The sequence below is a fragment of the Sphingomonas oligoaromativorans genome (assembly GCF_011762195.1).
GTDB classification, from domain to species: Bacteria; Pseudomonadota; Alphaproteobacteria; order Sphingomonadales; family Sphingomonadaceae; genus Solisphingomonas; species Solisphingomonas oligoaromativorans.
Genome location: NZ_JAASQK010000001.1, coordinates 582,666 through 607,358 on the forward strand (window position 1 = coordinate 582,666; position 24,693 = coordinate 607,358).

The 24,693-nt window shown below is 63.2% G+C and carries 16 protein-coding genes and 1 tRNA gene; 7 read left to right on the forward strand and 10 right to left on the reverse strand.

What is annotated here, in order from left to right; all coding sequences use genetic code 11:
- Positions 1 to 10: 10 nt before the first annotated feature.
- From FHS98_RS02845 to FHS98_RS02880, 9 genes are all read right to left on the reverse strand, one after another.
- Positions 11 to 1,525 carry an alpha-N-arabinofuranosidase gene (locus FHS98_RS02845; protein WP_243847814.1) on the reverse strand — a complete coding sequence of 505 codons (1,515 nt, stop codon included), beginning with the start codon at positions 1,523 to 1,525 and terminating at the stop codon, positions 11 to 13.
- A gap of 109 nt (positions 1,526 to 1,634) precedes the next feature.
- Positions 1,635 to 2,711, reverse strand: a complete 1,077-nt coding sequence (locus tag FHS98_RS02850; protein WP_167099461.1) for an alpha/beta hydrolase — start codon at positions 2,709 to 2,711, stop codon at positions 1,635 to 1,637.
- 12 nt (positions 2,712 to 2,723) lie between these two features.
- Positions 2,724 to 2,846 (reverse strand): hypothetical protein, encoded by a 123-nt coding sequence (locus FHS98_RS18945; RefSeq protein ID WP_279588247.1) that lies wholly within the window; start codon positions 2,844 to 2,846, stop codon positions 2,724 to 2,726.
- A 311-nt stretch (positions 2,847 to 3,157) separates the two neighbouring features.
- Entirely contained in the window at positions 3,158 to 4,507 is a 1,350-nt protein-coding gene (xylA, locus tag FHS98_RS02855; protein WP_425057327.1) for a xylose isomerase, read from the reverse strand.
- On the reverse strand, positions 4,504 to 5,961 hold the full coding sequence (gene xylB, locus FHS98_RS02860; protein ID WP_167099464.1) for a xylulokinase: 1,458 nt from the start codon (positions 5,959 to 5,961) through the stop codon (positions 4,504 to 4,506). Before xylB ends, xylA begins: the two co-directional genes overlap by 4 nt.
- Before the next feature lie 9 nt (positions 5,962 to 5,970).
- On the reverse strand, positions 5,971 to 7,026 hold the full coding sequence (locus tag FHS98_RS02865) for a glycoside hydrolase family 43 protein (protein ID WP_167099467.1): 1,056 nt from the start codon (positions 7,024 to 7,026) through the stop codon (positions 5,971 to 5,973).
- The gene (locus tag FHS98_RS02870) at positions 7,026 to 7,949 is read right to left on the reverse strand and encodes a polysaccharide deacetylase family protein (protein WP_167099470.1); all 924 of its coding nucleotides are present in this window, start codon (positions 7,947 to 7,949) and stop codon (positions 7,026 to 7,028) included. Before FHS98_RS02870 ends, FHS98_RS02865 begins: the two co-directional genes overlap by 1 nt.
- Before the next feature lie 528 nt (positions 7,950 to 8,477).
- Complete coding sequence (locus FHS98_RS02875; RefSeq protein ID WP_167099474.1) at positions 8,478 to 9,491, reverse strand: cupin-like domain-containing protein; 1,014 nt, start codon at positions 9,489 to 9,491, stop codon at positions 8,478 to 8,480.
- Between the two features lie 4 nt (positions 9,492 to 9,495).
- On the reverse strand, positions 9,496 to 10,194 hold the full coding sequence (locus FHS98_RS02880; RefSeq protein WP_167099476.1) for a SapC family protein: 699 nt from the start codon (positions 10,192 to 10,194) through the stop codon (positions 9,496 to 9,498).
- Positions 10,195 to 10,515: 321 nt separating this feature from the next.
- Here FHS98_RS02880 and FHS98_RS02885 point away from each other — a divergent pair, with 321 nt between their 5' ends.
- The 7 genes from FHS98_RS02885 (at position 10,516) to FHS98_RS02915 (ending at position 24,275) form a co-directional block, all read left to right on the forward strand.
- Complete coding sequence (locus tag FHS98_RS02885; protein ID WP_167100337.1) at positions 10,516 to 13,455, forward strand: TonB-dependent receptor; 2,940 nt, start codon at positions 10,516 to 10,518, stop codon at positions 13,453 to 13,455.
- Positions 13,456 to 13,516: 61 nt separating this feature from the next.
- Positions 13,517 to 15,058: a tryptophan halogenase family protein gene (locus FHS98_RS02890; RefSeq protein ID WP_167099479.1), complete on the forward strand. Its 1,542-nt coding sequence runs from the start codon at positions 13,517 to 13,519 to the stop codon at positions 15,056 to 15,058.
- Positions 15,059 to 15,109: 51 nt separating this feature from the next.
- Positions 15,110 to 16,285 (forward strand): LacI family DNA-binding transcriptional regulator, encoded by a 1,176-nt coding sequence (locus tag FHS98_RS02895; protein ID WP_167099482.1) that lies wholly within the window; start codon positions 15,110 to 15,112, stop codon positions 16,283 to 16,285.
- 11 nt (positions 16,286 to 16,296) lie between these two features.
- A complete protein-coding gene (locus FHS98_RS02900; protein WP_243847816.1) occupies positions 16,297 to 18,945 on the forward strand; it encodes a glycoside hydrolase family 3 C-terminal domain-containing protein in 2,649 nt (882 codons plus the stop codon).
- Between the two features lie 88 nt (positions 18,946 to 19,033).
- Positions 19,034 to 21,529, forward strand: coding sequence for a glycoside hydrolase family 9 protein (locus FHS98_RS02905; RefSeq protein WP_167099485.1), 2,496 nt, complete (start codon positions 19,034 to 19,036; stop codon positions 21,527 to 21,529).
- Between the two features lie 174 nt (positions 21,530 to 21,703).
- Complete coding sequence (locus FHS98_RS02910; RefSeq protein WP_167099488.1) at positions 21,704 to 22,441, forward strand: metallophosphoesterase family protein; 738 nt, start codon at positions 21,704 to 21,706, stop codon at positions 22,439 to 22,441.
- 73 nt (positions 22,442 to 22,514) lie between these two features.
- Complete coding sequence (locus FHS98_RS02915; protein WP_167099491.1) at positions 22,515 to 24,275, forward strand: Na/Pi cotransporter family protein; 1,761 nt, start codon at positions 22,515 to 22,517, stop codon at positions 24,273 to 24,275.
- A gap of 290 nt (positions 24,276 to 24,565) precedes the next feature.
- Here the strand turns inward: FHS98_RS02915 and FHS98_RS02920 are convergent.
- Positions 24,566 to 24,641, reverse strand: a tRNA-Glu gene (locus FHS98_RS02920).
- Positions 24,642 to 24,693: the final 52 nt, after the last annotated feature.

The window sequence follows — 24,693 nt, forward strand, 5'->3', positions numbered from 1 at the left end:
GCTGCGATCATCAGGGACGCAGGGCGAGCACCGCGACCGATTTGGGGGGCATGGTCAGCCGGAGCCTGTCACCCTGACGCTGGGCGGAAAAAGGCCTGGGCTTCACGTTATCGGGTGCCGCGAAGCTGTTGACCGCATCCACCCGATCTGCCGTCAACAACTGGCCGTCGGCGCTCCTGATCGCCTTGCCGGAGACATCGAGAACCAGATCCGCCGGCTTGTCGGGATCGACATTGGTCACGGAGAGCCACAATTGGCCGGAACTATCCCGTGCCGCCACGGCATCCAGCCGTGGCATGGATTTGTCGCCATACCGATAGGTGCCGCTGTCGTAGCTGATCGGCACAAAGGTCGCGTCCTGGAAGGGCACATACATTTTGTAGATATGGTAGGTCGGCGTCAGGACCATCTTCGGGCCATCCGTCAGCACCATGGCCTGAAGAACGTTGACCATCTGCGCGATGTTGGCCATCCGCACCCGATCGGCGTGGCGCATGAAGATGTTGAGCGTGACGGCGGCCAGGATCGCGTCGCGCAGCGAGTTCTGCTGCTGGAGGAAGCCGGGATTGCTGCCCGCCGTCGGCGCCAGCCAGATGCCCCACTCATCGACCGAGAGAGCCACCTTCTTCTGCGGATCGTAGCGATCCATGATCGCGGTCTGGTGGACGATCTTGTCGTCCATGCCATAGGCTTCCTTGATCGCTTTCGCATAGTCGGCCTCGCCGAAACCGGTGGCGGGAAGATGGGGCGGCCAGCCGTCGAGCACATAATTATGGAGCGACACGGCGTCGATGTCCCAGTCGCCGGTCTTCTCCGCCCACGCCTTCATCACGGCGTCGGTATAGTCCTTGGAGTTGCTGTCCCAACCGACGGCGATCCGCTTCATCTGCTCGCCGCCCTTCTGGGCCGGATTGGTATTCCGCACGAAATGCGAGAAGAGCTTCATCTGCTCGACATAATGCTCAGGCGACATGGCGCCGCCACATCCCCAATTCTCGTTGCCGAGACCGAGCAGGTGGACTTTGTAGGGGGCGGGATGCCCGTTGGCGGCCCGCTGCTTTTCCAGGCTGGTCGGTTGTGTGGTGGTCATATATTCCAGCCAGTCGGCGGCCTCCTCGGGCGAACCGGAACCGATATTGACCGAGATGAACGCCTCCGAGCCGATCTGCTGGAGGAAATCCATATATTCCTCGGTGCCAAACGTGCTGGGTTCGGGTACGCCACCCCAGTTGGAGTTGACCGTTACCGTGCGCTTCGCGGCGGGGCCTATGCCGTTGCGCCAGTGATATTCGTCGGCGAAGCAACCGCCGGGCCAACGCACATTCGGCACATGGATAGCGTGAAGCGCCGCCACGACATCGCTGCGGATGCCGCGGACATTGGGGATTTTGGAATCCCGGCCCACCCAGATGCCGCCATAGATTCCGGTGCCCAGATGTTCGGCGAACTGCCCGAAGATATCGCGCTCGATGCGAGATCCCGATTTGCCGGGATCGATCTTCACGACCGTCTGGGCTGACGCCATGGTGGTTATGCCGAGCGCCAGAAACGCCACGGAACGCCGCATCGCCCGAACCCATGCAGTTCTTCCGTTCATTCCACTCCCCTGTCTTGTGATGATTGGGTTTTCGAGATCAGCGGGTCGTCAGATTCCTGCTGAAGAAGGGCAGCACGAATTCCTGAAAGCGAGTTGCGACATTGCTGGTATGCGTGCCGGGATAGATGGTGAAGCTGTTGGCGATGCCGTAATTGTCCAGCACGGCATGGAGCTTCCCGGCATCGGCCTTCAGCCCGTCCTGATCGCCAACGTCGATGGCAATGGCGCGGTAGCGCTTCAGATTGCCGATATATTGATCGACGAAGGCAAGCGGCGCGTTCGCCGCCCATTTGGCGACGATATCCGGCTGCACCTGACCGTTCTTGACCGGAAGGTCGAGATAGAGCGGGGGAGCCTTGGGATCGGGCGACCATGCCGCGGCGCTGGCCAACTGGGCGCGCAGGCCGAACGGCAGCTTTGCGGAATCGGCCGGCGACTTGACCGCTTCAAGCGCAGCTTCCGCATTGGGATCGAACTGGCCGGGAGCCCGTGGTGAGAGGCAGCAGGGGCTCATCATGTAGATGGCACCGAACATGTCCGGGTGCTTCATGCCGATGCGGGCGGTGCCGTAGCCGCCCATCGAATGGCCGGCGAGCCCGCGGGCTTCCCGTTCGGGGATCGTCCGGTAATGGCCATCGATATAATGGATCAGATCCCGCGACACGAAAGTCTCGAAGTCTCCGGTGGTCATCGAGCTCGAATACATCGAGCCATTGTGAATGGTCTTCGAGTCCGGCAGGACGATAATCATCTCCTTCGCGCCCTTGGCAAAGGCACCGGCGCTGGCATCGGCGAGGTGGATTTCATGGCTCCACTGCTCGGCGCCAATGGAATAGCCGTGCAATGCGTAAAGCACGGGATAATGCCGTCGGGGCGAGTTTTGATAGCTTGGCGGCAGCACCACCAGAACGTCGCGATCGGCGGATTCGCCTTCCAGATTGCCCTCGATCGTTGGCGCGTGGACCTTGATGTGCTCGATCGTGACGGGCTTGGCGCCTGGCACGGCGGGAGGAGGGTTGGTGGTCACCTGCGCCATGGCTGCGGCGGGCAGGCAAGCGGCCAGCGCCAGCACGCCATGACGGGCGGTCGATCGCAAAAGGGAGGGGAAGAGCATCGGGATATCTCCTCAGCCAAGCGGGAATTCAAAGATCGAGATGGAGATGGCCGGCACGGTCAGACGCGCGCCGACATAGGGGGCATGACTATCCATCGTGACGGCGGATGCGTCGCCGATCGGCTCGATAAACATGCCATATTCGCACCGGGTGACGGCATCGTGCGCCCTTGATGCGTCGATCGTCGCGCGGAGGGAGGGCGCGGATGCCGCCGCTAGCGCAGGCGATGCGGCGATGGCGGCCAGTGCGAACAGAGGGCGCGCGCGCTTCGCGCCTCGGCCGTGGCGTCTGTCCATGATGATCCTCCCTGTCGCCGGATCGTTCCGATTCCGGCCACCCCTATGATAGCGCTCTCTTTTCGGAGCTGTTCTGCGCGCGTTGGGCTCATCCGCACGGTGCGCGGGTCAAGGGCGGAACGGCGAGGGCCGTTCCGCCCCGCAGTCGGTCAGCGCGCGTTGCCGACGAAATGATTGACGAGATTTTCAAGGCGTTCCTGCCGGCCCGATTTATGAGCCGGCTGGATGTTCTTCTGGACCGCGAGATCGGCGATTGAGGCCAGCGAGCTGTCCTTTGCCGAGATCGCCTGCCCGAACTGGCTGTCCCATCCCGCGTAGCGATCGGCGCGAACCTGATCGACGCGCCCGTCCTCGATCAGTGCGGCCGCCGCCAGCAACGCGCGGGCGATCACGTCGACGGCACCGACATGGCCATAGATCATGTCCACCGGATCGTTGCTCTGGCGGCGCACCTTGGCGTCGAAATTGAAGCCGCCCGTCGTGAAGCCGCCAGTGCGCAGGATTTCCACCATCGCCAGCGTCATCTCCTCGACCGAGTTGGGGAACTGGTCCGTATCCCAGCCATTCTGGTCGTCGCCGCGATTGGCGTCGATCGAGCCGAAGATGCCGAGCGCGCGGGCGGTGGCGATCTCATGCTCGAAGGTGTGGCGGGCGAGCGTCGCGTGGTTCGCCTCGATATTGACCTTCACCTCATTCTCGAGGCCGTAACGCTTGAGGAAGCCATAGACCGTGGCGGTGTCGAAATCATATTGATGCTTGGTCGGCTCGTGGGGCTTCGGCTCGATCAGGATCGTGCCCTGGAAGCCGATCTTGTGCTTGTGCTCCACAACCATGCTGAGGAACCGGCCGAGCTGGTCCAGTTCGCGGCCGATGTCGGTGTTGAGCAGCGTCTCATAGCCTTCGCGACCGCCCCACAGCACATAGTTCGAGCCGCCGAGGCGGTGTGTGGCTTCCAGCGCCGAGCGGACCTGAAGCGCGCCGAAGGCAAAGACTTCCGGGTTCGGATTGGTTGCGCCGCCGGCGGCATAGCGCGGGTGGCTGAACAGATTGGCGGTGCCCCACAGCAGCTTGCGCCCGGTCTTGGTCTGAAGACGTTCGAGATGATCCACGGCCTCGGCGAAATGGTGCTGATATTCGGCCACGGTTTCGGTGGCGGCCATCACGTCGACGTCGTGGAAGCAATAGTAAGGCAGGTCTAGCTTGTTGAAGAAGTCGAACGCGACCTCGCGCTTGAACGCGGCCGCTGCCGCGTCGTTGGCGCCGGCGTGCCACGGGCGGTTGAAAGTGCCCGCACCGAACACGTCGAAGCCGTTCCAGCAGAAGCTGTGCCAGAAGCATATGGCAAAGCGCAGATGGTCCTCCATCCGCTTGCCGAGCACGACCCGGTCCTTGTCGTAGAAGCGATAGGAAAGTTCGTCGGTGGAATTCGGCCCCTTGAAGGTGACGGGTGCGATATCGGCGAAATAATCGGTCGGTTTCATCGTTTCGATCGAGCTCATGGGAGGTTCCTCCTCAAGGGGGTGATGCGGGGGTAAGCGGCCTTGAACGCTGCCTTTTTCGGTGCGAGGCGCTCGATGTCGGCGGCATCGGGATCGATCACGCGGTCGACAGGTGGCGGCAGGCAGACATCGCGCGCCGCGCCGCCATCGACGGCCAGTTGGGCGAGCCGCGCGGCGCCGAGCGCCGGACCAACCTCGCCGCCGCGCAGATAGACCAGCGAGGTGTCCATGGCGGCGCTCAGGATGCGGCCCCAGTAGCGCGATCGCGCGCCACCTCCGATCACGGCAAGGCGGTCGATCCGCGTTCCGGCATCGCGCAGCGCGTCGACGCCGTCGGCGAGGGCGAAGGCCACGCCCTCCAGCACGGCCTCGCAGAGACGGTCCGCGTCCGTATCGTGATCGAGCCCAAGAAAGCCGCCACGCACCAGCGCGTCGTTATGGGGCGTGCGCTCGCCTGACAGATAGGGCAGGAAAATCTCGTTGCCCGCACCCGGTCCGGCCGCTTCGGCGCGGGCGAAGACGTCGGCGGCACCGGACGAGCCGGTCAACCGCCCAACCCAGTCGATACAGGCGGCGGCGGAGAGATGCACGGCCATCTGGTGCCACAGTCCGGGCAGGCAATGGCAGAAGGCGTGGACCGCGCGGCCAGGATTGGGGCGGAAGGCGTCGGTTGCGACGAAGATCACGCCCGACGTGCCGAGCGAGAGCAGGGCATCGCCATCCGACACCACGCCGACGCCGACCGCGCCCGCCGCATTGTCTCCGCCGCCGCCGACCACCGGCACCGTGGCCATGCCCCAGCGAGCGGCGACCTCGGCGCGCAGAGCGCCCGTCATATCCGGTCCTTCGACAAGGCGAGGCATATGGTCGCGGGTGAGGCCAGTGGCCTCCAGCAGCGCGTCGCTCCAGTTCCGGCCGGCAACGTCCAGCCAGAGCGTCCCGGCCGCATCCGACATGTCGGAGGCCTTCTCTCCGGTCATCAACAGCCGGATATAATCCTTGGGCAGCAACACCGTGCGCGTCGCCGCGAAGATATCCGGCTCATGCTTGCGCACCCAGAGCAGCTTGGGCGCGGTGAAGCCGGGCATGGCAAGATTGCCGGCGATGGCGTGGAGGGCAGGGACGGCTTCCTCCATCTCCTCGCACTCGGCATGGCTGCGCCCGTCGTTCCAGAGGATGGCGGGGCGCAGCGGCCGGTCGTCGGCATCAAGCAGCGTCGCGCCATGCATCTGGCCTGCGAGGCCGATGCCGCGCACCGAGCGCCGCACCGCCGGATCGATCGCCATCACCGCGGCTTCGGTGGCGCGCCACCAATCCTGTGGCGCCTGTTCCGACCAGAGCGGCTGGGGACGCGAGACGGTGAGCGCGGCGGTGCCTTGCCCAGCGACCCGGCCGTCAGCCGCGATCACCACCGCCTTCACACCCGAGGTGCCGATATCGATGCCAAGAAACATCAGTATAGCTCAGCGCGTGAACGGATCGATCGAACGGATGGAGCCGTCCGGGTTGAAATGAAGCTCGGTAACCTTGACGTTTCTCAGATGATTTTTGTTCGATAGCTGGGTGTCGTGATAGAAAAGCCACCACTTGCCCTGAAATTCGACGATCGAATGATGCGTGGTCCAGCCCTGCACCGGCTCCAGGAAATGCCCGCGATAATGGAAAGGGCCATAGGGATTGGTGGCCGTCGCATAGGCCAGGAAATGGGTGTCGCCGGTCGAATAAGTGAAATAATAGGTGCCGTTGCGCCGGAACATCCATCCGCCCTCGAAGAAGCGGCGATCATGATCGCCCCCGAGCAGCGGCTTGCCATGCTCGTCGAGGAGGACGAGATCGCGGGGGGCTTCGGCCAGTTGCTTCATGTCCGGCCCCAGCCGTGCGATCTTGGCGGAGAGCGCGGGCTTCGTGTCCTGCTTCAGATCGGTGTCGGAGCCACGGGGATCGAAATGGCCGCTCGTCCAGCGCTGGAGCTGCCCGCCCCAGATGCCGCCGAAGATCAGGTAACTCTTGCCGTCCTTGTCGGCGAAGACGGCGGGATCGATGCTGTAAGCGCCCTTGATCGGCTGCGGTTCGGCCTTGAACGGCCCGGTCGGCGATTTGGAGGTGGCGACGCCGATGCGGAAAATCCCCTGATGATCGCGCGCCGGGAAATAGAGATAATAAGTGCCGTTACGATAGGCTGCATCCGGCGCCCACATCTGTTTGGATGCCCAGGGCACCTGCTTCACGTCGAGCACGGGCGGGCTGATCGTCACCTTGCCGCCGATCCGGTCCATCGACAGCACGCGATAGTCGTGCATCGCATATTCGCTGCCGAGATCGTCGTCGGGAATATCGGTCGGTACGTCATGCGAGGGATAGACGTAGATCTTCCCGTTGAAGACATGCGCGGAAGGGTCCGCCGTGAAGATGGATGTCACCAGCGGTTGGGCGAGATAATGCTGGCCGTTGGGTGTGACGGGCGCCGCGCCGAGCAGCGCCGCGCTGGCGGTGACGGTCACCAAAGTCTTGTTGAGCATTATTTCCCATCCCCTTTTGGCAGGCAGACCTTGTCGAGATCAGCCGGATCGAAACCGGCGGGACGCAAAGGACCGTCCGGCGCGGGCAGATGATGCTGGAGAGCCGCTGTGTCGAATGGCAGGGAAGGATCGAGGTCGGCTCGATAAGCCGGATCCTGTTCCGCCTCATCCAGCGTCACGTAGCGGAAGCCATGGCGCTCATAGAGGGCGAGCAGCCGAGGCAACATGCGCGCATCGAAAGCGCCGGCATGCATCAACAATACATAGGGGATATCGCGGTGGTAGATTGCCTGCGATGCCTTGCGCGATGCCACGATCGCGCGTTCGGCCGCCGCCAGATAGCTCTGCTCCAGGCCTGTGATCGACGCGGTGTCATGCTGGGCGACGCAGCGGGCATAAGGGGCGTTCCAGCTATAATCGGCGAAGCTCATCGTGACCGCGGCGATGCTGTAGCCATGACGTGCGAGAATGGAGCGGGCCGCATCGCGCAGGCCCGGATCACGGCCCTCATCGAGATAGGGATAGCGAAACCAACGGAAGCTGAGGCTCTGGCCCGTTCTGGAAAGAAGGGGTTCGTTGCGGATCAGTTCGTCTTCGAACTGCGCGGAAGACATCTTGTCGAGGCTGGTGTGGGACCAGCCGTGATTGCCGAGCGGCAAGCTCTCGGCGCGCCAGCGCACCAAGGCCTCGGCGGAGCCGGGTTCGCGTTCTTCCAGCACGCCGTTGACCATGCCGTAGACCGATGGCGCTCCGGCGCCGGTCAGTGTCTTGGCAATGGTTTCCGCGATCCCGGCTCGCGTCTCGCCGACAGGCAGCGGGCCATGGGCGGGTAGGTCGTCGAAGGTAATGGCGAGGCGCAGGGAATGGCCGTCAGGAGCAGGCGGCGTCGCGAGGGCGACTAGAAGGGCAAGCGCTGGGATCATCGGGGGAACCCGTCGCCGGAGCGACGCGCGATGCCATGGCTATGGCGCGGCCGACTGCGGCGAAAAGCGTCGCCTTTGCAGCGCGTGCTTCGGCCTATCCACGATGCGTACCGGGACGCTGGCATCATGCTCTCCCCACGGCTATTTCCCGAGGTGATCCGTGACAGGAGGGCGAAGCATCGTTCGCGCGGAGGGACGAGGGCCTCCCAGGCCGCCGGCAGGAGATCGTTGCCGGCTCAGCCTTCGCAGGAAATCGACGCTATGCCCGCTGTGAAACGGAGACCACGATGATCGGACCTTGTTATTGGTAGCGCTACCACTACTCAGACAATAATGGCTTTGTCAAGCTTCGTCAGAGTACGCGAAGAATTTTCACCTATCAATCTCCGAAAAGCGAGAATTTGCGGTGGTTCACAGCGTTCGGATTGTCGATGGTCCGATAAAATGTCCTGCGCTGTCAAGGACAATGAAAGTAATCGAGTCGGCGCGACGACGTTGGGATGCGTCTGGTCGGCAGGTGGGCGGTTTTTAGCACCCGCGCAGGAGTTGCATGATCTGAGCCCGCAGACGGCGATAATTATGAGGGTGAAGCGGGCCGAGAATGCCATGCTGGTCTTCGCTCATATGGGCGAGTGGGTGGCCGTCCGGTCGGAAGACATAATGGTCGAAGAAGGCTCGCCAGGCCGCCCGTTCGGCCGCGGGGCGTTCGGCAAGGGTAATCATCGCGAGCATCATTGCGGTAAAGGGTTGATCCGGGCCGGGGCTGAAGGCGTCCCACCAGTAATTGACGAGGATGTTGAAGGAGGAGGTGGCCTCGACCTGGTGCCACCAGAGTTTCGGCAGATAGAGCGCGTCGCCGGGATCGAGATCGACCGTCAGGGCGCGCCGCCGGGCCGCCTCGAAGCGGGGAAACTCCTGATCCGGGTCAGGCGCTTGTGCTGCGATGCTGATGGGCTGGCCGGCCATCGTATGGTCGATCGGCCCGACATAGAGATCGCCGATCGCGTCGGGGGGATAGAGGGTGAAACGCCGCTGACCCGCCGCCACGCACGCCAGATTGTCCTGTGTGTCGTAATGACAGGCGGCCGTCGACTGCGTGCCGATCCAGACGCGTGGCACGATCCATTCCGGCAGGACCGGGATGGAATGGGTCGCGGCGAAGTCAGGCAGGTAACTGTCGACGGGCAGCGAGCCCATATAAATGGATGGCTCTTCGGGGTCGCCGCTCGCGATGATCGCGTCCAGCGCCTCGGACAGTCGCATCGTCCGGCGTGCGAAATTGAACCCGTCGGCGCGGCGGCCATAGAAGTAACGGCCGCTGATGGCAGGATCGCCGATGAACGCTTCCGCCGGGCGGCCGCTATCCAGGTGCCGTAGATAGTCGGCTTGTGCCGGAGGGTGGTTTCCGATCCTGACCAGTGGCCATGCTGCGCACAATTGGCGCAACACCACGGGCTCGCATCCATTGACCACCTCATCCATGAAGGCCTCGCGGCTCTGGATGAGCGCGACGGATATTTCCCGAGGAGCGCGCATCGCCATTCCCTCAAAAGCTCCGCGTAAGGCGTTCGTTGTGCATCCGGGCGAGCCTCGGAATCTGTTCCAGCGTGCCGATCATCGTGTGAACGAGACGGAGATCATCGTTTCGGAACAGGCTGAGCACCTCGTCGTCCACCAGCTCGGACAACCGGTCGCTGCTCACGGTGTACAGGCCGTCGAGGCGATGATGCGTGCCGTCGTCGAAACGCAGCGATATGTCGATCGGTTCGACCAGTCGCAGCCGGATCAATGTCTGTATGAAGGCATTTGTCCGATCAATGCCCTGCTTCAACTGACCGATCATGGCCTGAATGCCGCGCAGAAAGGGGGTGGGTTCGCGATCGGGATCAAACAATCTCTCGCCGCTGGGTGCGTTGACGCACGGATGATCCATATCGATTCCGAGGCTGTCGCCCACGGTGTAGAAAGGCCGGCGACGTAATTCGAGTGGGCGATAGGCTTGGCCATCGCCATTATCGGCGAGGAAAAGATTCTCATTCGCCTCTATTCCCAGCATCGCACCCATGAAGAAAGCGCCGGTTTCTGCCGATTTTGCAAGCAAAATGGGATAGTGGGCCGCCAGTTTCGGAAATTCGCTGACGACGACGGGAACGAAATGACGCGCATCGCCATGGCGCGCATCGGGCCGGGTGCTGACGATAACTTCATGATGCATGTCGGCGTTGAGCGGTTCGATTCGGGTCACGGCTTCTCCTCCTGAGGCTCCGCGGGCCTGTCGCCCATTCTCATGGCTTGCCCGCTATTGGCTATGTCTTTCAACTATCGACCATTCACTAAAACTCGGACAAGACGGTTGATAGCGCTACCGCTTTCGCATAAGAAGAGTGAAATAAGAGGAACAGGGGATGTCTGAGCGAGCCGCACGCGAGAGGCGGCGCTTCTCCCCGTGAGTCCCATAAAGCCTTGTTCGAGTTGCTGTTGCGACGCCCGGCGATCTGGCCGGAGCGAATAAGAAGGGGAGGATGAATTGGCGAAAAATTCTCAGATTCAGCGTTCTGTCAATAATATGACAATTTATAGATGGAGCTCTTTGATCGGAGTCTCCAGTGTGCTGGCTCTTGTGCTTGCGTCGCCTGCGCTTGCGCAGGCCGGCACGGATGCTGCGGCGGGTGGCCAAGCCAGCGCTCCCACAACTGGAGGGACCGACCAGGCGCCCGGCCAGCAAAAGGACGCGGCCGGAGAGATCATCGTTACCGGCCTCAGAGGGTCGTTGCAGCGCAACCTCGATATCAAGAGGACGTCGCCGGGGATCGTCGATGCGATTTCCGCGGAGGATATCGGTAAATTCCCGGACTCTAATGTGGCGGCCGCGCTGCAACGTCTGCCGGGCGTGTCCATTTCGCGCGACGGTTCGCGTGGTGAACCCACCGGCGTCACCGTGCGCGGCTTCGGCGGCGATTTCGTGACAACGCTTTATGACGGCCGCCGCGTGTCGAGCGCGACGGGTGGGCGCCAGGTCGATTTCAGCACGGTCGGGGCGGATTTCGTCGGCGAGCTGGACGTGCTCAAGACGCCCGACGACGCGCTCAGCGCGAGCGCGATCGGTGCCACGATCAACATCAAATTTCCCAAGCCTTTCGACCATCCCGGCTTCCGCCTCGCTGCGACGGGGGCGGGCTCCATCCAGGATGGGGCGGGCAAGGTCGCGCCGACCGGCGGCTTGTTGCTGAGCGATACCTTCGCTGACGATACCATCGGTGTGCTCGTCGATGGCATCTACACGCGGCACGATACACAGACCGACCGCGTCTTCGTCTCCGGCTGGGAAGGCGGCCTTTTCGCCCCTTGCCAACTGGCCGGCAGCACGGCCACGACCTGCGCGCCCAGTGACAGCACGACCGCGGCCGCCAGCGATCGCAAGAGCGATGTGGGCTGGTATCAGCAGCAGTTCGGTGCCGAGCGGCAGCGGGTGCGGGACGAGCGTGTGGATGGTCGCATCGCTCTCCAGTGGCATCCGTCGGAGGAATTGCTGGTCACGCTGGACGACAATTTCTCGCGTCAGAAGATTCACACCACCACCAACGGCTTTGGCGTGTGGTTCAACCAGGGTGACCTGCGCAACGTTCAGCAGGATGGCAATGGGACCGTTACCAATTTCACCCAGGCCGGCACCCCGTTCGACTTCACGGCGGGGCTCAACACCCAGGTTCTTCAGACCAACCAGCTCGGCGGTAACGTCAAATGGGATGCGACCGAGCATCTCCACTTCGATGTCGATGCCAGTTGGAGCAAGAGCTATCTGAATCCGGGGCATAATATCGGCGCACTGGGCGGCGATATCGGCTATGGCGGCACGCTGGGCACGACGCTGGGCGTTCAGGTGAACGGCAACAGCAGCAGCCATATTCCGGTCATCTCCGCCTATGGCCCGAATGGCGACGCCTCGCAGTTCCTTAATCAGGATCTGATCGGCACCCATGTCGCCACCAACGGCACGCAGCGGAACAGCGATGATATCAAACAGGCCCGCTTCGAAGGTTCATGGACGGGCGACAACGATCTCAAAATCCGTTTCGGCGGCCAGTATGTGAAGGACCGGTTCAAGCTTCACAACGAGAACACCTTCTACAACAACTTCTGGCAGGCCTACGGAGGCTATGGCCTTCCCTCGGGGCGCACCACCGGCGTTCCTATCCCGGCGGGCCTGATTACCGGAACCTTCAGCACGAAGAACTTCATTCCGGGCTTTTCGGGCGCGCTGCCGCCGGAGCTTCCGATCTATAGCGCGGCGGCGTTCCAGAATTACCTGGAAAGCCTTGGCGATCCCTATGCCCAGAATATTCCCGGTTTCAATTATCCCACCAATTCGACAGACGGCCTGAACAATTATCATGGCGTCCTGTCGGCGGTGACCGATCCGGGCAGCGTCCAGAACATTGTCGAGAAGACGTGGTCGGGCTTCGTCACGATCAGCCAGACGACCGACATCGCCGGTATGCCGCTTCATATCAATATGGGCGCCCGCGAGGAGATCACGAACATCACCTCCTCGGGCCTCGGCACGGTTCCGTTGAGCCTGACCATCCCGTCGAGCGATCCGACGGCTTATGTCATCGCCTTTTCGGGCACGCAGCCGGTTTCCACCAAGTCGTCCTATTCCTACTTCCTGCCCAGCCTCGATCTCAGCCTTGATGTGACGGACAAGCTGAAGCTGCGCTTCGATGCGTCGCGGACGCTGACCCGGCCGCCGCTCAACAAGCTGACGCCGGTGCTGACCGGAGTGGGAGGGCGCGTCAACGCGCTGGTGGCGACGGGCGGCAATCCGAAGCTCAAGCCGTATCTCGCCGACAATTTCGATGTCGGCGCCGAATGGTATTATCACCGCAACTCTTACTTCTCGCTCGACCTCTTCGCCAAGCATGTGACGAACTTCATCGTCACGGGCACACAGCGCCAGACGATCAACGATGTCATCGATCCGGCGACCGGGCAGCCGGCGGTCTTCACCGTGTCGCAGTCGCTCAATGGTCCGAACGCCACGGTGAAGGGCGTCGAGGTCGCGTTGCAGCATGTCTTCGGCAACAGCGGCTTCGGCTTCGATGCCAACGCCACTTTTGTCGAAACCAACAAGCCTTATGCGGCACACGACATCTCACAGACCGGTTTCGCCGTAACCGGCCTCGCCAACTCGGCGAATTTCGTGGGCTTCTACGACAAGAACGGCTTTCAGGCGCGTGTCGCGGTCAATTGGCGCGACGAATATCTGGCCGCTTTCGGCCAGAACCAGAACAACTCGGCCTTCGGTGCCGAGCCGACCTTCGTGAATGCCAGCACGCAGGTCGACTTCAGCAGCAGCTATGATGTCACCAAGCAGATCAGCGTGTTCTTCGAGGCGCTGAATCTCAACGATGCCGTCCAGAGCACGCATGGTCGTTTCAAGAACCAGATGCTGGACGTCTTCCACTACGGGCGGCGCTTCACGGTGGGCGCGCACGTTCGCTTCTGATGTTCCCTCCGACTAGGGTGCCGTCGCAGGGCGGCACCCACTTTTCTGGCAGGGAGAGAGAATGAAGCCTGTTCGTCATATCGTCATTGTCGGCGGTGGCACCGCCGGCTGGCTGACTGCTGGTGTCATTGCGGCCAAACACCGTGCCCGGATGCCGGGTGGCTTCAGCGTCACACTGGTCGAATCCCCCAACACGCCGATCATCGGCGTGGGCGAGGGAACCTGGCCTACCTTGCGAGCAACCCTCGCTCGCATGGGCGTCTCTGAGACGGAGCTTTTCCGCCAGTGCGATGTCTCCTTCAAGCAGGGAGCCAAATTCGCGCGCTGGACGACGGGGGCGGACGACGACGCCTATTATCACCCGTTGATGCTGCCGCAGGGATTTCAGCAGCTCAACCTCGTGCCGCACTGGCTGGCCGGCAAGGATGGACGCAGCTTTTGCGACGCGGTCAGCCCACAAGGAGCGATCTGCGAAGACGGACTTGCCCCCAAGACGATGGCGACACCGGAATATGAAGCGGTCGCCAACTATGCTTATCATCTCGATGCGGGCAAATTCGCACCTTTCCTTCAAAAGCATTGTTGCGAGACGCTGGGCGTCCGCCATGTGCTGGCCGATGTGCAGGAGGTGAAGCGCGCCGAGAATGGCGATATCGCGAGCATCGTCACCCCGCAGGCTGGCGAGATCGAGGGGGATTTGTTCGTCGACTGCACGGGCTTCCGCTCACTTCTGCTCGGGCAGGCGCTGGGCGTGCCGTTCAAGGACTGTAGCGATGTGCTGTTCTGCGACACGGCGCTCGCGGTGCAGGTGCCCCATGAGCACGAAAACAGTCCGATCGCCTCGCACACCATTTCAACGGCTCAGTCCGCGGGGTGGATTTGGGACATCGGCCTGCCGACGCGGCGTGGCACCGGCCATGTCTATTCCAGCCGCCATATCTCCGACGACGAGGCGGAGAGGGAATTGCGGACCTATCTCGGACCGGCCGGCAAGGATCTGCCGGTCCGCAAGATCCCCATTCGGTCCGGCCATCGCGAAACCTTCTGGAAGCATAATTGCGTCGCCGTCGGCCTTGCCGCGGGCTTTCTGGAGCCGCTCGAATCCTCGGCCATCGTGTTGATCGAGTTATCGGCCAAGCTGATTGCCGAACAGATGCCGGTCTGTCGCGAGGTCATGGACGTGATCGCGTCGCGCTTTAACGCGACCACCGATTATCGCTGGGGCCGGATCATCGATTTCCTGAAGCTCCATTATGTCATCACCAAACGCGAGGACACCGCCTTCTGGCGGGACAATCTGCTGCCTGAGACGATCCCGGACCGCCTTCGGGATCTCCTCACCCTGTGGCGATACCAGTCACCCTGGTTTCATGACGAGTTCGACCGGGTGGAAGAAGTCTTCCCACCAGCGAGCTATCAATATGTGCTCTATGGCATGGGTTTCCATACCGAGGTCGAGCCTGGGGCGCTCACGGCGGATGCCCGCATCGCCGAGCGCGCCCTGCACGAAAACCGCGTGCAGACAGACAGGCTGCGTGTCGGGCTGCCGCGTCATCGGGATCTGATCCGCCGGATCGTCGATCATGGCCTGCAAGCCGTCTGAGCATCCCGGCATCGGGACGACGGGGAGCTTATCCGCCTCGTGGAGGAGGCGATGAGAGGGCTCAGGCGCTTCCGGGGGCGGCGGAAGCCCACGATCGTCGATGTCGCGGCGCGGGCGGGTGTGTCGGCGATGACGGTATCGCGCGTCATGAACAGCCCTGCGGCCGTGCGCAAGGAAACGCGCGACGCTGTTCTGGCCGCGATCCGGGAGTTGCGTTTCCAGCCCAACCGCTCGGCTCAGGCGCTGGCGACGGTGGCGCGAATCCGCATCGGCTTCCTCTACAGCAATCCCAGCGCCGGCTATCTCAGCGAGTTCCTGTTCGGCAGCCTCGATCAGGCCAGCCGGATGAACGTCCAACTGGCGGTGCAGAGATGCCTGCCGGACGATGATGGCATGGCCGCCCTGCATCGCCTTGTCGAATGTGGCATCGACGGCCTGATTCTGCCCCCGCCTCTATGCGATTCCGATGCCCTGATCGCGCACGTCGCGCATGTCGATCTTCCAGCGGTCGCCGTCGCTACGGCGCGGCCGGCCGACAGTCTGTCCGTCGTTTGCATCGACGATTATCGGGCGGCGCTCGAGATGACGTCCTACCTGCTGTCGCTTGGGCATCAGGATATCGGTTTCATCGTCGGGGACGGGAATTTGACCGCGAGTGAGCGGCGGCTGGCGGGTTATCGCGATGGTCTGGAGGCCGCCGGGCTCGGCTTCAGGCCGGAACTGGTGGCGCGGGGCTTCTTCACCTATCGATCAGGGCTCGACGCGGCGGAGATGCTCCTCGACGGCGTCCCGTCGCCGACCGCGATCTTCGCATCGAATGATGACATGGCGGCCGCCGCGATCGCGGTGGCTCATGTGCGCGGTCTTGTCGTCCCTCGCGATCTGACTGTCTGCGGTTATGACGACACCACCCTCGCGACGACTGTTTGGCCTCCACTGACGACCATTCGGCAGCCTGTGGCCGACATGGCACGCTCCGCGCTCGATCTTTTGGTCACGGAAATCAGGAAGAGGCGCCAGGGTGTGCGGGCCATACCCCAGCATATCGTCCAGGGCTTCCGCCTGATCGAGCGTCAGTCGTCGGGCGCTCCACCGCCCATTTCATCCGATCCGAGACCATTTTCCGTCAGCCTTGGGACGGGCGGCCCGCGCCGCGGAGGCTTCTCATCATCACCCCATCCGTCGGCTCGCGTGCGATGCGACGCGAAAACAGGAGAGAAGGAATGAAGGCGTTTCGCATGGCAACACTGCTTCTCTGCGCGGTTGCTGCCATCCCATTGAGCATGGCGGACGCGGCCTCTCCGAGCGCACCGCCTACAGCCGATGCCGCGGATTCACGCGCCTCGATCCTGGCTCGGACGCTGGTCGCCCGGATGACGCTGGACGAGAAGATCGGCCAGCTCCTCAACGTTGCGCCCGCCATCCCGCGCCTTGGCATACCGGCCTATAACTGGTGGACGGAATCGCTTCACGGGGCGATCGGGGCCGTGCCTACGACCAACTATCCCGAGCCCATCGGCCTTGCGGCAACGTTCGACGCGCCGTTGGTGAACAGGGTCGCCGCCGGCATCAGCACTGAAGTTCGGGCGCTCCATACGCTCGGCCGCGAAACGGGGCACCTCGGCCATATCGGCACGGGGCTCGATACCTGGTCGCCCAACATCAACATCTTTCGCGATCCGCGCTGGGGGCGCGGGCAGGAGACATATGGCGAAGATCCGTATCTGACCGCGACGCTGGGTGTCGCCTTCATCCGCGGGATCCAGGGGCCTGATCCAGAGCGGCCCGACGTGATCGCCACGCCCAAGCATTTCGCGGTGCATAGCGGACCGGAGCCGAGCCGGCATCGCGCGAACGTCTTCGTTTCGGCCCATGATCTCGAGGATACCTATCTGCCGGCGTTCCGGGCGGCGATCGTGGACGGCAAGGCCGGCTCGATCATGTGCGCCTATAACCGGGTCGACGGACAACCGGCCTGCGGCAGCGACCTTCTTCTCAGGCAGCATCTGCGCGGAGCATGGGGCTTCAAGGGGTATGTGGTTTCCGACTGCGATGCCGTCGTGGATATTTCGGAGCATCACAAATATGCGACCGATCCGGCCGCCGGCGTCGCGGTTGCGCTGAAGGCGGGGGTCGACAATGAATGCAACACGGCGACGCTCACGGACACGCCGCATCTCGGCGATCGCTACAGGGAGGCGCTGACACGCGGGTTGATTTCGGTCAGCGATATCGATCGAGCCCTGATCCGTCTGTTTGCGGCGCGCTACCGCAACGGAGATCTCACGGGTCTGCCAGGCCGCACGCCGCAGAATGTGCCCGTCAGCGCGATCGGCACGGCCGACCATCAGGCGCTTGCGTTGAAGTCCGCCATCGAAAGCCTCGTGCTTCTCAAGAATGACGGTATCCTCCCGCTGAAATCGTCTGCCCGGATTGCCGTGGTTGGGCCTCTGGCGGACGCGACGCGCGTTCTGCGCGGCAACTATTCGTCCGCGCTCAGTGCTCCACCAGTGTCGGTGATCGAGGGAATGCGCAAAAATATGCCGGACGCCAGCATCGCGCTGGTGCCGTTCGGTGCGTCGATCACCGACGGCGATCCGGTCCCCGGAGATGCCTTGGTCGATCCGAACGGCAAGCCCGGCCTGCAAGCCGAATATTTCAACGGCCATGCTGCCTCGCAGAAGGGCGGAGAGGTCGTATACGATCCGCAACCCATCGTCACACGGACCGAGCGGGACATCTATTCCGACGCGCCGCAGCTCAAACAGGTTGCCGATCAGAACAAGGTGGTATGGACCGGATTTCTGGTTCCGCCGGAGAGCGGAACCTATCGTATCGCCATCGCGGGCATGAAGGGCGCGCTCAGCGTGGACGGTAAACCGGCGGTCAGCACGCAAAGCTATTCGCGCTGGGCCGAACCGCTGAAATTCACCGAGGTTCATCTGGAAAAGGGGCGGCGCTACCCACTCCGCTTCGAAGCGGAGTCCGGCTTGTCGGCGGCTCCGGGGCTTTTCTGGAAGCATATCTCGACCAACCCCGATGGCGATCTGGCGGTTGGCGTCGCGAATGCCGATGTCGTGGTGGCGGTCGTCGGACTGACCTCCGACCTCGAAGGCGAGGAGATGCCGGTCAAGGTCGATGGCTTTTCGGGCGGAGACAAGACGTCTCTCGAACTGCCGGCTGACCAGCGGGCGATGCTCGAAAAGGTGCGGGCGCTCGGCAAGCCCCTGATCGTGGTGACGATGAACGGCAGCCCCATCGATCTCGGTTGGGCCAAGGACCATGCCTCGGCCATTCTCGAGGCCTGGTATCCGGGCCAGGCGGGCGGGCTTGCGATCGGGCATGTGCTTTCCGGGAAGAATGATCCCGGAGGACGACTGCCGCTCACCTTCTATCGCTCGCTCGCGGATCTGCCGCCCTTCGACGACTATGCGATGAAAGGCCGGACCTACCGCTATTTCACCGGCACGCCGGTCTATCCGTTCGGATATGGGCTGAGCTACACGCATTTCGAATATGCGCCGCTCGTCGTGGAGCCCGCCAGAGGAGGGGCGGCCAACGGCCTGCATGTGACGACGGAGATCCGCAACACCGGCGACCGCGCCGGCGAGGACGTCGCGCAGCTCTATCTGAACTTTCCCGCGATGGACGGTGCGCCGCGTGTGGCGCTTCGGGGCTTTCAGCGCGTGGCGCTGGAGCCTGGGGAGCGGCGGACGATCCACTTCGACCTGAGCCCCAGGGATCTGAGCGCCGTCACATCCGATGGCGTGCGTGAAGTGATGGCCGGCAATTACCGGGTGAGCGTGGGTTCGGGGCAGCCGGACACTGGCGTTCCGGTCCAGAGCGCGCACTTCTCGGCGCGGCAGTCGGCGCCGCTGCCGCAATAGGCCCGCCATCGTGGAGAGTTCCGGGCGGGCGGGAGGGGGCTCGCGCCGGATTTATACGGAACCACAGGATAATCAGGGAGAGGCGACAATGCGGAAGGACTGGAGAATCCATGTATTGGTGGGTTCGTGCCTGCTGGTGCCGGGCGGGGCGGCTCACGCCCAGCCGCCCGCGTTGGCCGTGAGCGCCAACCAGACACTGGAAGGGCGAGGCCTGAGCGTTATCGTCGAGCAGAACAAGTTCAGTCCGATCTTTTTCGACGAGAAAAATGCCGGCATCCAGATGATCCTGCACGGCGACCGGATCGCGACGGACGGGGAGGTCCGCCTCAATCCGACGCCGGAGCAATGGGATCCGGTCCCGGCTTTTGTCGATCGTACTGTCGGGCCGGAACCCGGTCAGTTGATCGTGCGCTCAGCCTATCCCGACGCGGGGCTCGCCTATCGCGTCAAGGTGACGGCTGAAGGCGAAGGCTTCCGCATCGCCGTCGATCTCGATCAGCCGCTGCCAGCGAAACTGGCGGGGAAAGCAGGGTTCAATCTGGATTTCCTGCCCACGGCCTATTTCGGCAAGACCTATCTGATGGACGAGGCGCCGGGGCTTTTTCCCCGTCATCCCGTCGGACCGATGGCAAAGGATGGCTCGGGCAACCCCTTGCCGCTCGCGTCCGGGGGGCGATCGATCACGCTGGCGCCCGAAGATCCGATGACGCGGGTGACCATCTCGTCGGATGGCGCGCCACTGGCCCTGTATGACGCGCGCAACCGAGCGCAGAACGGCTGGTTCGTGGTGCGTTCGCTGATCCCGCAAGGCGCCAAGGACAATGCGATCGTGTGGCATGTCCGCCCGAGCATCATCAAGGATTGGGTGCGCCAGCCCGTGGTGTCCTTCAACCAGTCTGGATATACGCCCGGCCGCAGCAAGATCGCCCTGATCGAGCTCGACCCCAATTTCCACGCGCCGCAAGAGGCGGAACTGGTGAAGCTCGCGGCCGACGGGACGAGGCAGCCGGTGCTTCGGGCGAAGATCAAACCATGGGGCAGGTGGATGCGGTACGATTATGCCGCTTTCGACTTCTCGAGCGTGCATGAGCCCGGCGTCTATGCGATTTCCTATGCCGGCACGATCACAAACCCGTTTCGTATCGCGCCCGATGCCTATGATCGCATCTGGCAGACCTCGCTCGATACCTTCCTGGCCGAGCAGATGGATCATGTCGGCGTTCGCGAGGAATATCGGGTCTGGCAGGCGCCGTCCCACCTCGACGATGCGCGCCAGGCGCCGCCGAACCATGTTCATTTCGACGGCTACAAGATGGGGCCTCATCTCGATTCCCCCTACAAGGCCGGTGAGCATATTCCGGGCCTCAATGTCGGCGGATGGCAGGACGCCGGCGATTATGACATCCAGACACCCGATAATGCCTGGGTGGTGCGCGATCTGGTATGGGCGCGTGAGCAGTTCGGCCTCGACTGGGACGAGACGAGCGTCGACGAGGCCGGGCGCGCGGTGGAAATCCGCAAACCCGACGGCGTGCCGGATGCACTCCAGCAGATCCGGCACGGGACGTTGCAGCTTCTCGCGCAATACGATGTCTTCGGACATGCTATCGTCGGGATCGTCGATCCCGTGCTGCGGCAATATGCGCATCTGGGGGATGCCGGCTCGCAGACGGATCGCATGATCTACGATCCGAAGATGGGGCCGCGCGAAAATAACGGCCTCTATTCGGGCGTGCCCGACGATCGCTGGGCGTTCACCACCGATCTGCCGGCGAATGACCTTTTCGTCGCGGGCGCGCTTGCCGGAGCGAGCAGAGCGCTTGGCGAGACCGATCCCGCACTGGCCGCGAAGGCGCTGGCGGCCTCCAAAGACATGTGGACGAAGCAGCAATCGCGGTTGGAAGATCATTCGCTCAAGGCGACCGGGCCCTTCACGCCGCGTATGCCGCAGCTCGCCAATGCGATGGCGACAATCGAACTGGTGCTGACGACAAAGGGCGATCCGCTTTACACGGCACGCCTTCGCGAACTGCTGCCGGACATCGCGGACCATCTCGACTGGCTGGGAGCGTCGGCCGCCCGTGCCGTCCCCTATATGGACGCCGATTATCGCAACAAGCTCGCCGCCGCCGTGCGCCGCTTCAAGGCCAAGCTCGATGCCGATCTCGCCCGCAATCCGTTCGGCGTGCCGGTGAGCGACGGCTCATGGGCCGGTTCGAACCAGGTCGCCGCTTTCGGGACGAACATGTATTTTCTGCACAAGGCTTTTCCCGACATGATCGGGACGGAGTATACGCTGCACGCGCTCGACTATATCATGGGGCGCCATGCCGCGAACAATCTGTCGCTGGTATCGACTGTGGGAACGGCATCCAAGCTGATCGGCTATGGCCATAATCGCGCCGACTATTCCTTCATTCCCGGAGGGATGGTTCCAGGTGTTCTGATCGTCAAGCCGGACTTCCCCGAACTGAAGACGGACTGGCCGTTCCTTTGGTTCGAGAACGAATATACGGTGAGCACGACATCGGCCTATATTCTGGCCGCGAATGCCGCGATTGCGGCGGCCGGAGAGCGGCATTGAGGTGGCGGGTGCGCCTTGGCGGGGTATGCGGGCGCGAGGCGATCGCGGCAGCCCCGTTGGGAATAGTGAAATGGTCCGGTTCATCCCCTTGATGGCTCTCATGGTGCGGCTGGTTTTCGGACCTAAAGAGATATTGATATCCACTCATGGCCGGAGCCGGCGTAGAAGCAGCCTATGCGGTTCGCGGCAGTTTCGGATATTCACGGCAATCTGCCGGCGCTGGAGGCGGTCGTCGCGGACATCGCGGCGCGCGGTATCGAGGATGTGGTCAATCTCGGCGATTGCCTGTCTGGCCCGCTCTGGCCGGTGGAGACGGCGGAGTATCTGATCGCGCGGGGCTGGCCGACGATCGCGGGCAATCACGAGCGCCAGCTCCTGACCCAATCGATCACCGAGATGGGCGTGACGGACGCCGCGACCGCCACCGAGATCACCGACGGGATACGCGGGTGGATGGCATCGCTCCCGTCCACCTTCGCCTACGCCGCCGATGTCATGCTCGTCCACGGCACGCCGTCGAGCGATCATCGATACTGGCTTCATCGGGGACAACGTGGCGCGATGCGCGAAGCTTCGCTCACCGAGATCGGCGATGAGGCGATCGACGTCGCTCTGACCCTGTGCGGTCACACCCATCTGCCGCGCGCCGTGACGCTGCCGGACGGGCGGATCGTCGCCAATCCCGGAAGCGTGGGGCTGCCTGCCTACGAGGACGACCTCCCTTCCTATCATGTCGTGGAGACAGGCACGCCCCATGCGCGTTATCTGATCGCCGAGCGGGGCGGAGCAGGCTGGAATATCGAGCTTTGCGCGGTCGGGTATGATTTCGAGCGTTCGGCCCGGAAGGCCGAGCAGGCGAACCGGCCAAGCTGGGCTCATGCGTTGAGGACGGGGCGCGTCATGCGCGGTTAGGATCGTATCGTTGTCCGCTCTCGAATGAGGGCGCGGCGGTGGAAGGCAGCGGCCTTTCTGACGCTGTCTGACGATGGCAAATCCGCTGCCGTCAGGATGCCGGCGTCAGAAGGGAGGACATGGCGGCGAACAAATCCCGTGGTGCCCCGGCACAGGCGGATTTCGCGGAGTAGGACCGACGAGCATAACCCTGACCCTTTTCGATCTCGCCGGCACGGTGGCGCTGCTGCTGTGGGGCGTCCACATGGTGCAGACCGGCGTGCAGCGGGCGTTCGGAGCGCAGCTCCGGCTTTTCCTCGCGCATCAGATCGGCAATCGCTTCACGGCCTTCCTCGCCGGCCTCGGCGTGACCGCGCTTCTCCAGAGCAGCACGGCGACCGGGCTGATGGTGACCGGCTTTGCCGCGGAAGGCCTGATCGGGCTCGCGCCGGGGCTTGCCGTCATGCTCGGCGCCAATGTCGGCACGACGCTCATCGTCCAGCTTCTTGCCTTCGACGTCACAGTCGTCGCCCCGATCCTGGTGCTGATCGGCTTTCTGCTGTTCCGTCAGGCCTCGGCGGGCCTCAAGGATTCGGGGCGCATCTTCATCGGCCTCGGCCTGCTGCTCTTCGCGCTCCACCAGTTCCTGACGCTGCTCGACCCGATGATGGCGAATCCGATGATCCGCGGCTTCCTGACCGCCATGTCGGGGCATATCGTGTTCATCGTCGCCATTGGCGCAGTCCTCACCTGGGGCGCGCATTCGAGCGTCGCGATCGTGTTGCTCGCCATGTCGCTGGCGACCAACCATGTCCTGCCGATCCCGGCGGCCATCGCGCTGGCGCTCGGCGCCAATCTCGGGACCGCGATCAACCCTGTCCTTGAAGGATCGGCTCATCACGCAGCCTCGCGGCGCGTGCCGCTCGGCAACCTGCTCAACCGGGCGTTCGGCGTGCTGCTCGTGCTCGCCCTCTATCCGCTGGTGACGCCGTGGGTGACGAGCATCGAACGCGATCCCGCGCGGGCGGTCGCCGATTTCCACACAGGTTTCAATCTGGTGCTGGCGCTGCTCTTCTTCCCGGCGCTGACTCCCTATGCGAAGCTCCTCACGCGCTGGTTGCCCGAGCGCATCAATCCTGATGCACCGGGTACGCCGCGCTATCTGGAGAGTGTGAGCGGTGACGTCTCCCCGACGGTCGCGCTTGCCGGCGCGACGCGGGAGGCGCTGCGGCTCGCCGAACTTCTCGAGGAAATGATCGATGGGCTCCACAATGCCCTCGTCAGCCCGAGCCGCAGGAACATCGAGGAGACCCGCAAGCTCGATGACCGGCTCGATGCGCTGAACAAGGCGATCAAGGAAAACCTGATCGCGATCGATGCCGCCAGCCTCGATGAAACGGACGAGCGGAAGCTGGTCCGCATCCTCATGTTCTCGATCAACATGGAGCAAGCTGGCGACCTCGTGTCGCGTGGACTGCTGGGGATCGCTTCCCGTCGCATCAAGCGCGGGGTTGCCTTCTCGAAGGAGGGACAGGACGATCTCGTCCGGCAGGTCGACGCATTGCGAGAGACGCTCCGGCACTCCGTCGCCGTTTTCCTGAGCGGAGAAACAACGGCCGCTCGCGAGCTGGTGGCCCGCAAGCAGACATTTCGGAAGATGGACGACGACGCCACCGCCGCCCATTTCGATCGGTTACGCTCGGGCAGCGTCGAGTCGGTCGAAACCAGTGCGTTGCACCTCGATGCCTTGCGCGATCTGAAGCGCGTGAACAGCCATCTCGTCGAGGCCGCCGCCTATCCCATCCTCAAGGATCAGGGTGAGTTTCTGCCGAGCCGGCTTCGATCGGTGGAATGAGTATTCATCCCGCTGATTGGTCGTTTCTCGATGCCGGCAGCGCAACGTTAAGCGACATCCAATGCGCGCGATCTACCCGGCGGTCGGCACCGAAGATCGTTGGGGGCGCTCTTGGATGCCCAGATCGATCCCGAGGGCGGTCAGCATGTCCCGGCATTCCCGGACGGCGTTCAGGAGCGGCTCCCGCCATGGCGCCGTCAGTCCTTTCGACCTGGACCGCGGACTATTGGAATCTTGTGATAATATCCGAGGGAATAATGCCACGCCCTTGGAAGGGCTGGCATATCGCCTGGTGACCCCTACGGGACTCGAACCCGTGTTTTCGCCGTGAGAGGGCGACGTCCTAGACCGCTAGACGAAGGGGCCGTCGGCGGAGGCCGGTCCTCTATGGGGAGGCCGGCCTCGCGTCAACAGGTAA

Bases quoted from the DNA above. Each gene is read 5' to 3' on its own strand.
- FHS98_RS02845 (WP_243847814.1), bottom strand. From the start codon at position 1,525: ATGGCGTCAGCCCAGACGGTCGTGAAGATCGATCCCGGCAAATCGGGA.
- FHS98_RS02850 (WP_167099461.1), bottom strand. From the start codon at position 2,711: ATGCTCTTCCCCTCCCTTTTGCGATCGACCGCCCGTCATGGCGTGCTG.
- FHS98_RS18945 (WP_279588247.1), bottom strand. From the start codon at position 2,846: ATGTTTATCGAGCCGATCGGCGACGCATCCGCCGTCACGATGGATAGT.
- xylA (WP_425057327.1), bottom strand. From the start codon at position 4,507: ATGAGCTCGATCGAAACGATGAAACCGACCGATTATTTCGCCGATATC.
- xylB (WP_167099464.1), bottom strand. From the start codon at position 5,961: ATGTTTCTTGGCATCGATATCGGCACCTCGGGTGTGAAGGCGGTGGTG.
- FHS98_RS02865 (WP_167099467.1), bottom strand. From the start codon at position 7,026: ATGCTCAACAAGACTTTGGTGACCGTCACCGCCAGCGCGGCGCTGCTC.
- FHS98_RS02870 (WP_167099470.1), bottom strand. From the start codon at position 7,949: ATGATCCCAGCGCTTGCCCTTCTAGTCGCCCTCGCGACGCCGCCTGCT.
- FHS98_RS02875 (WP_167099474.1), bottom strand. From the start codon at position 9,491: ATGGCGATGCGCGCTCCTCGGGAAATATCCGTCGCGCTCATCCAGAGC.
- FHS98_RS02885 (WP_167100337.1), top strand. From the start codon at position 10,516: ATGACAATTTATAGATGGAGCTCTTTGATCGGAGTCTCCAGTGTGCTG.
- FHS98_RS02890 (WP_167099479.1), top strand. From the start codon at position 13,517: ATGAAGCCTGTTCGTCATATCGTCATTGTCGGCGGTGGCACCGCCGGC.
- FHS98_RS02895 (WP_167099482.1), top strand. From the start codon at position 15,110: ATGAGAGGGCTCAGGCGCTTCCGGGGGCGGCGGAAGCCCACGATCGTC.
- FHS98_RS02900 (WP_243847816.1), top strand. From the start codon at position 16,297: ATGGCAACACTGCTTCTCTGCGCGGTTGCTGCCATCCCATTGAGCATG.
- FHS98_RS02905 (WP_167099485.1), top strand. From the start codon at position 19,034: ATGCGGAAGGACTGGAGAATCCATGTATTGGTGGGTTCGTGCCTGCTG.
- FHS98_RS02910 (WP_167099488.1), top strand. From the start codon at position 21,704: ATGCGGTTCGCGGCAGTTTCGGATATTCACGGCAATCTGCCGGCGCTG.
- FHS98_RS02915 (WP_167099491.1), top strand. From the start codon at position 22,515: ATGGCAAATCCGCTGCCGTCAGGATGCCGGCGTCAGAAGGGAGGACAT.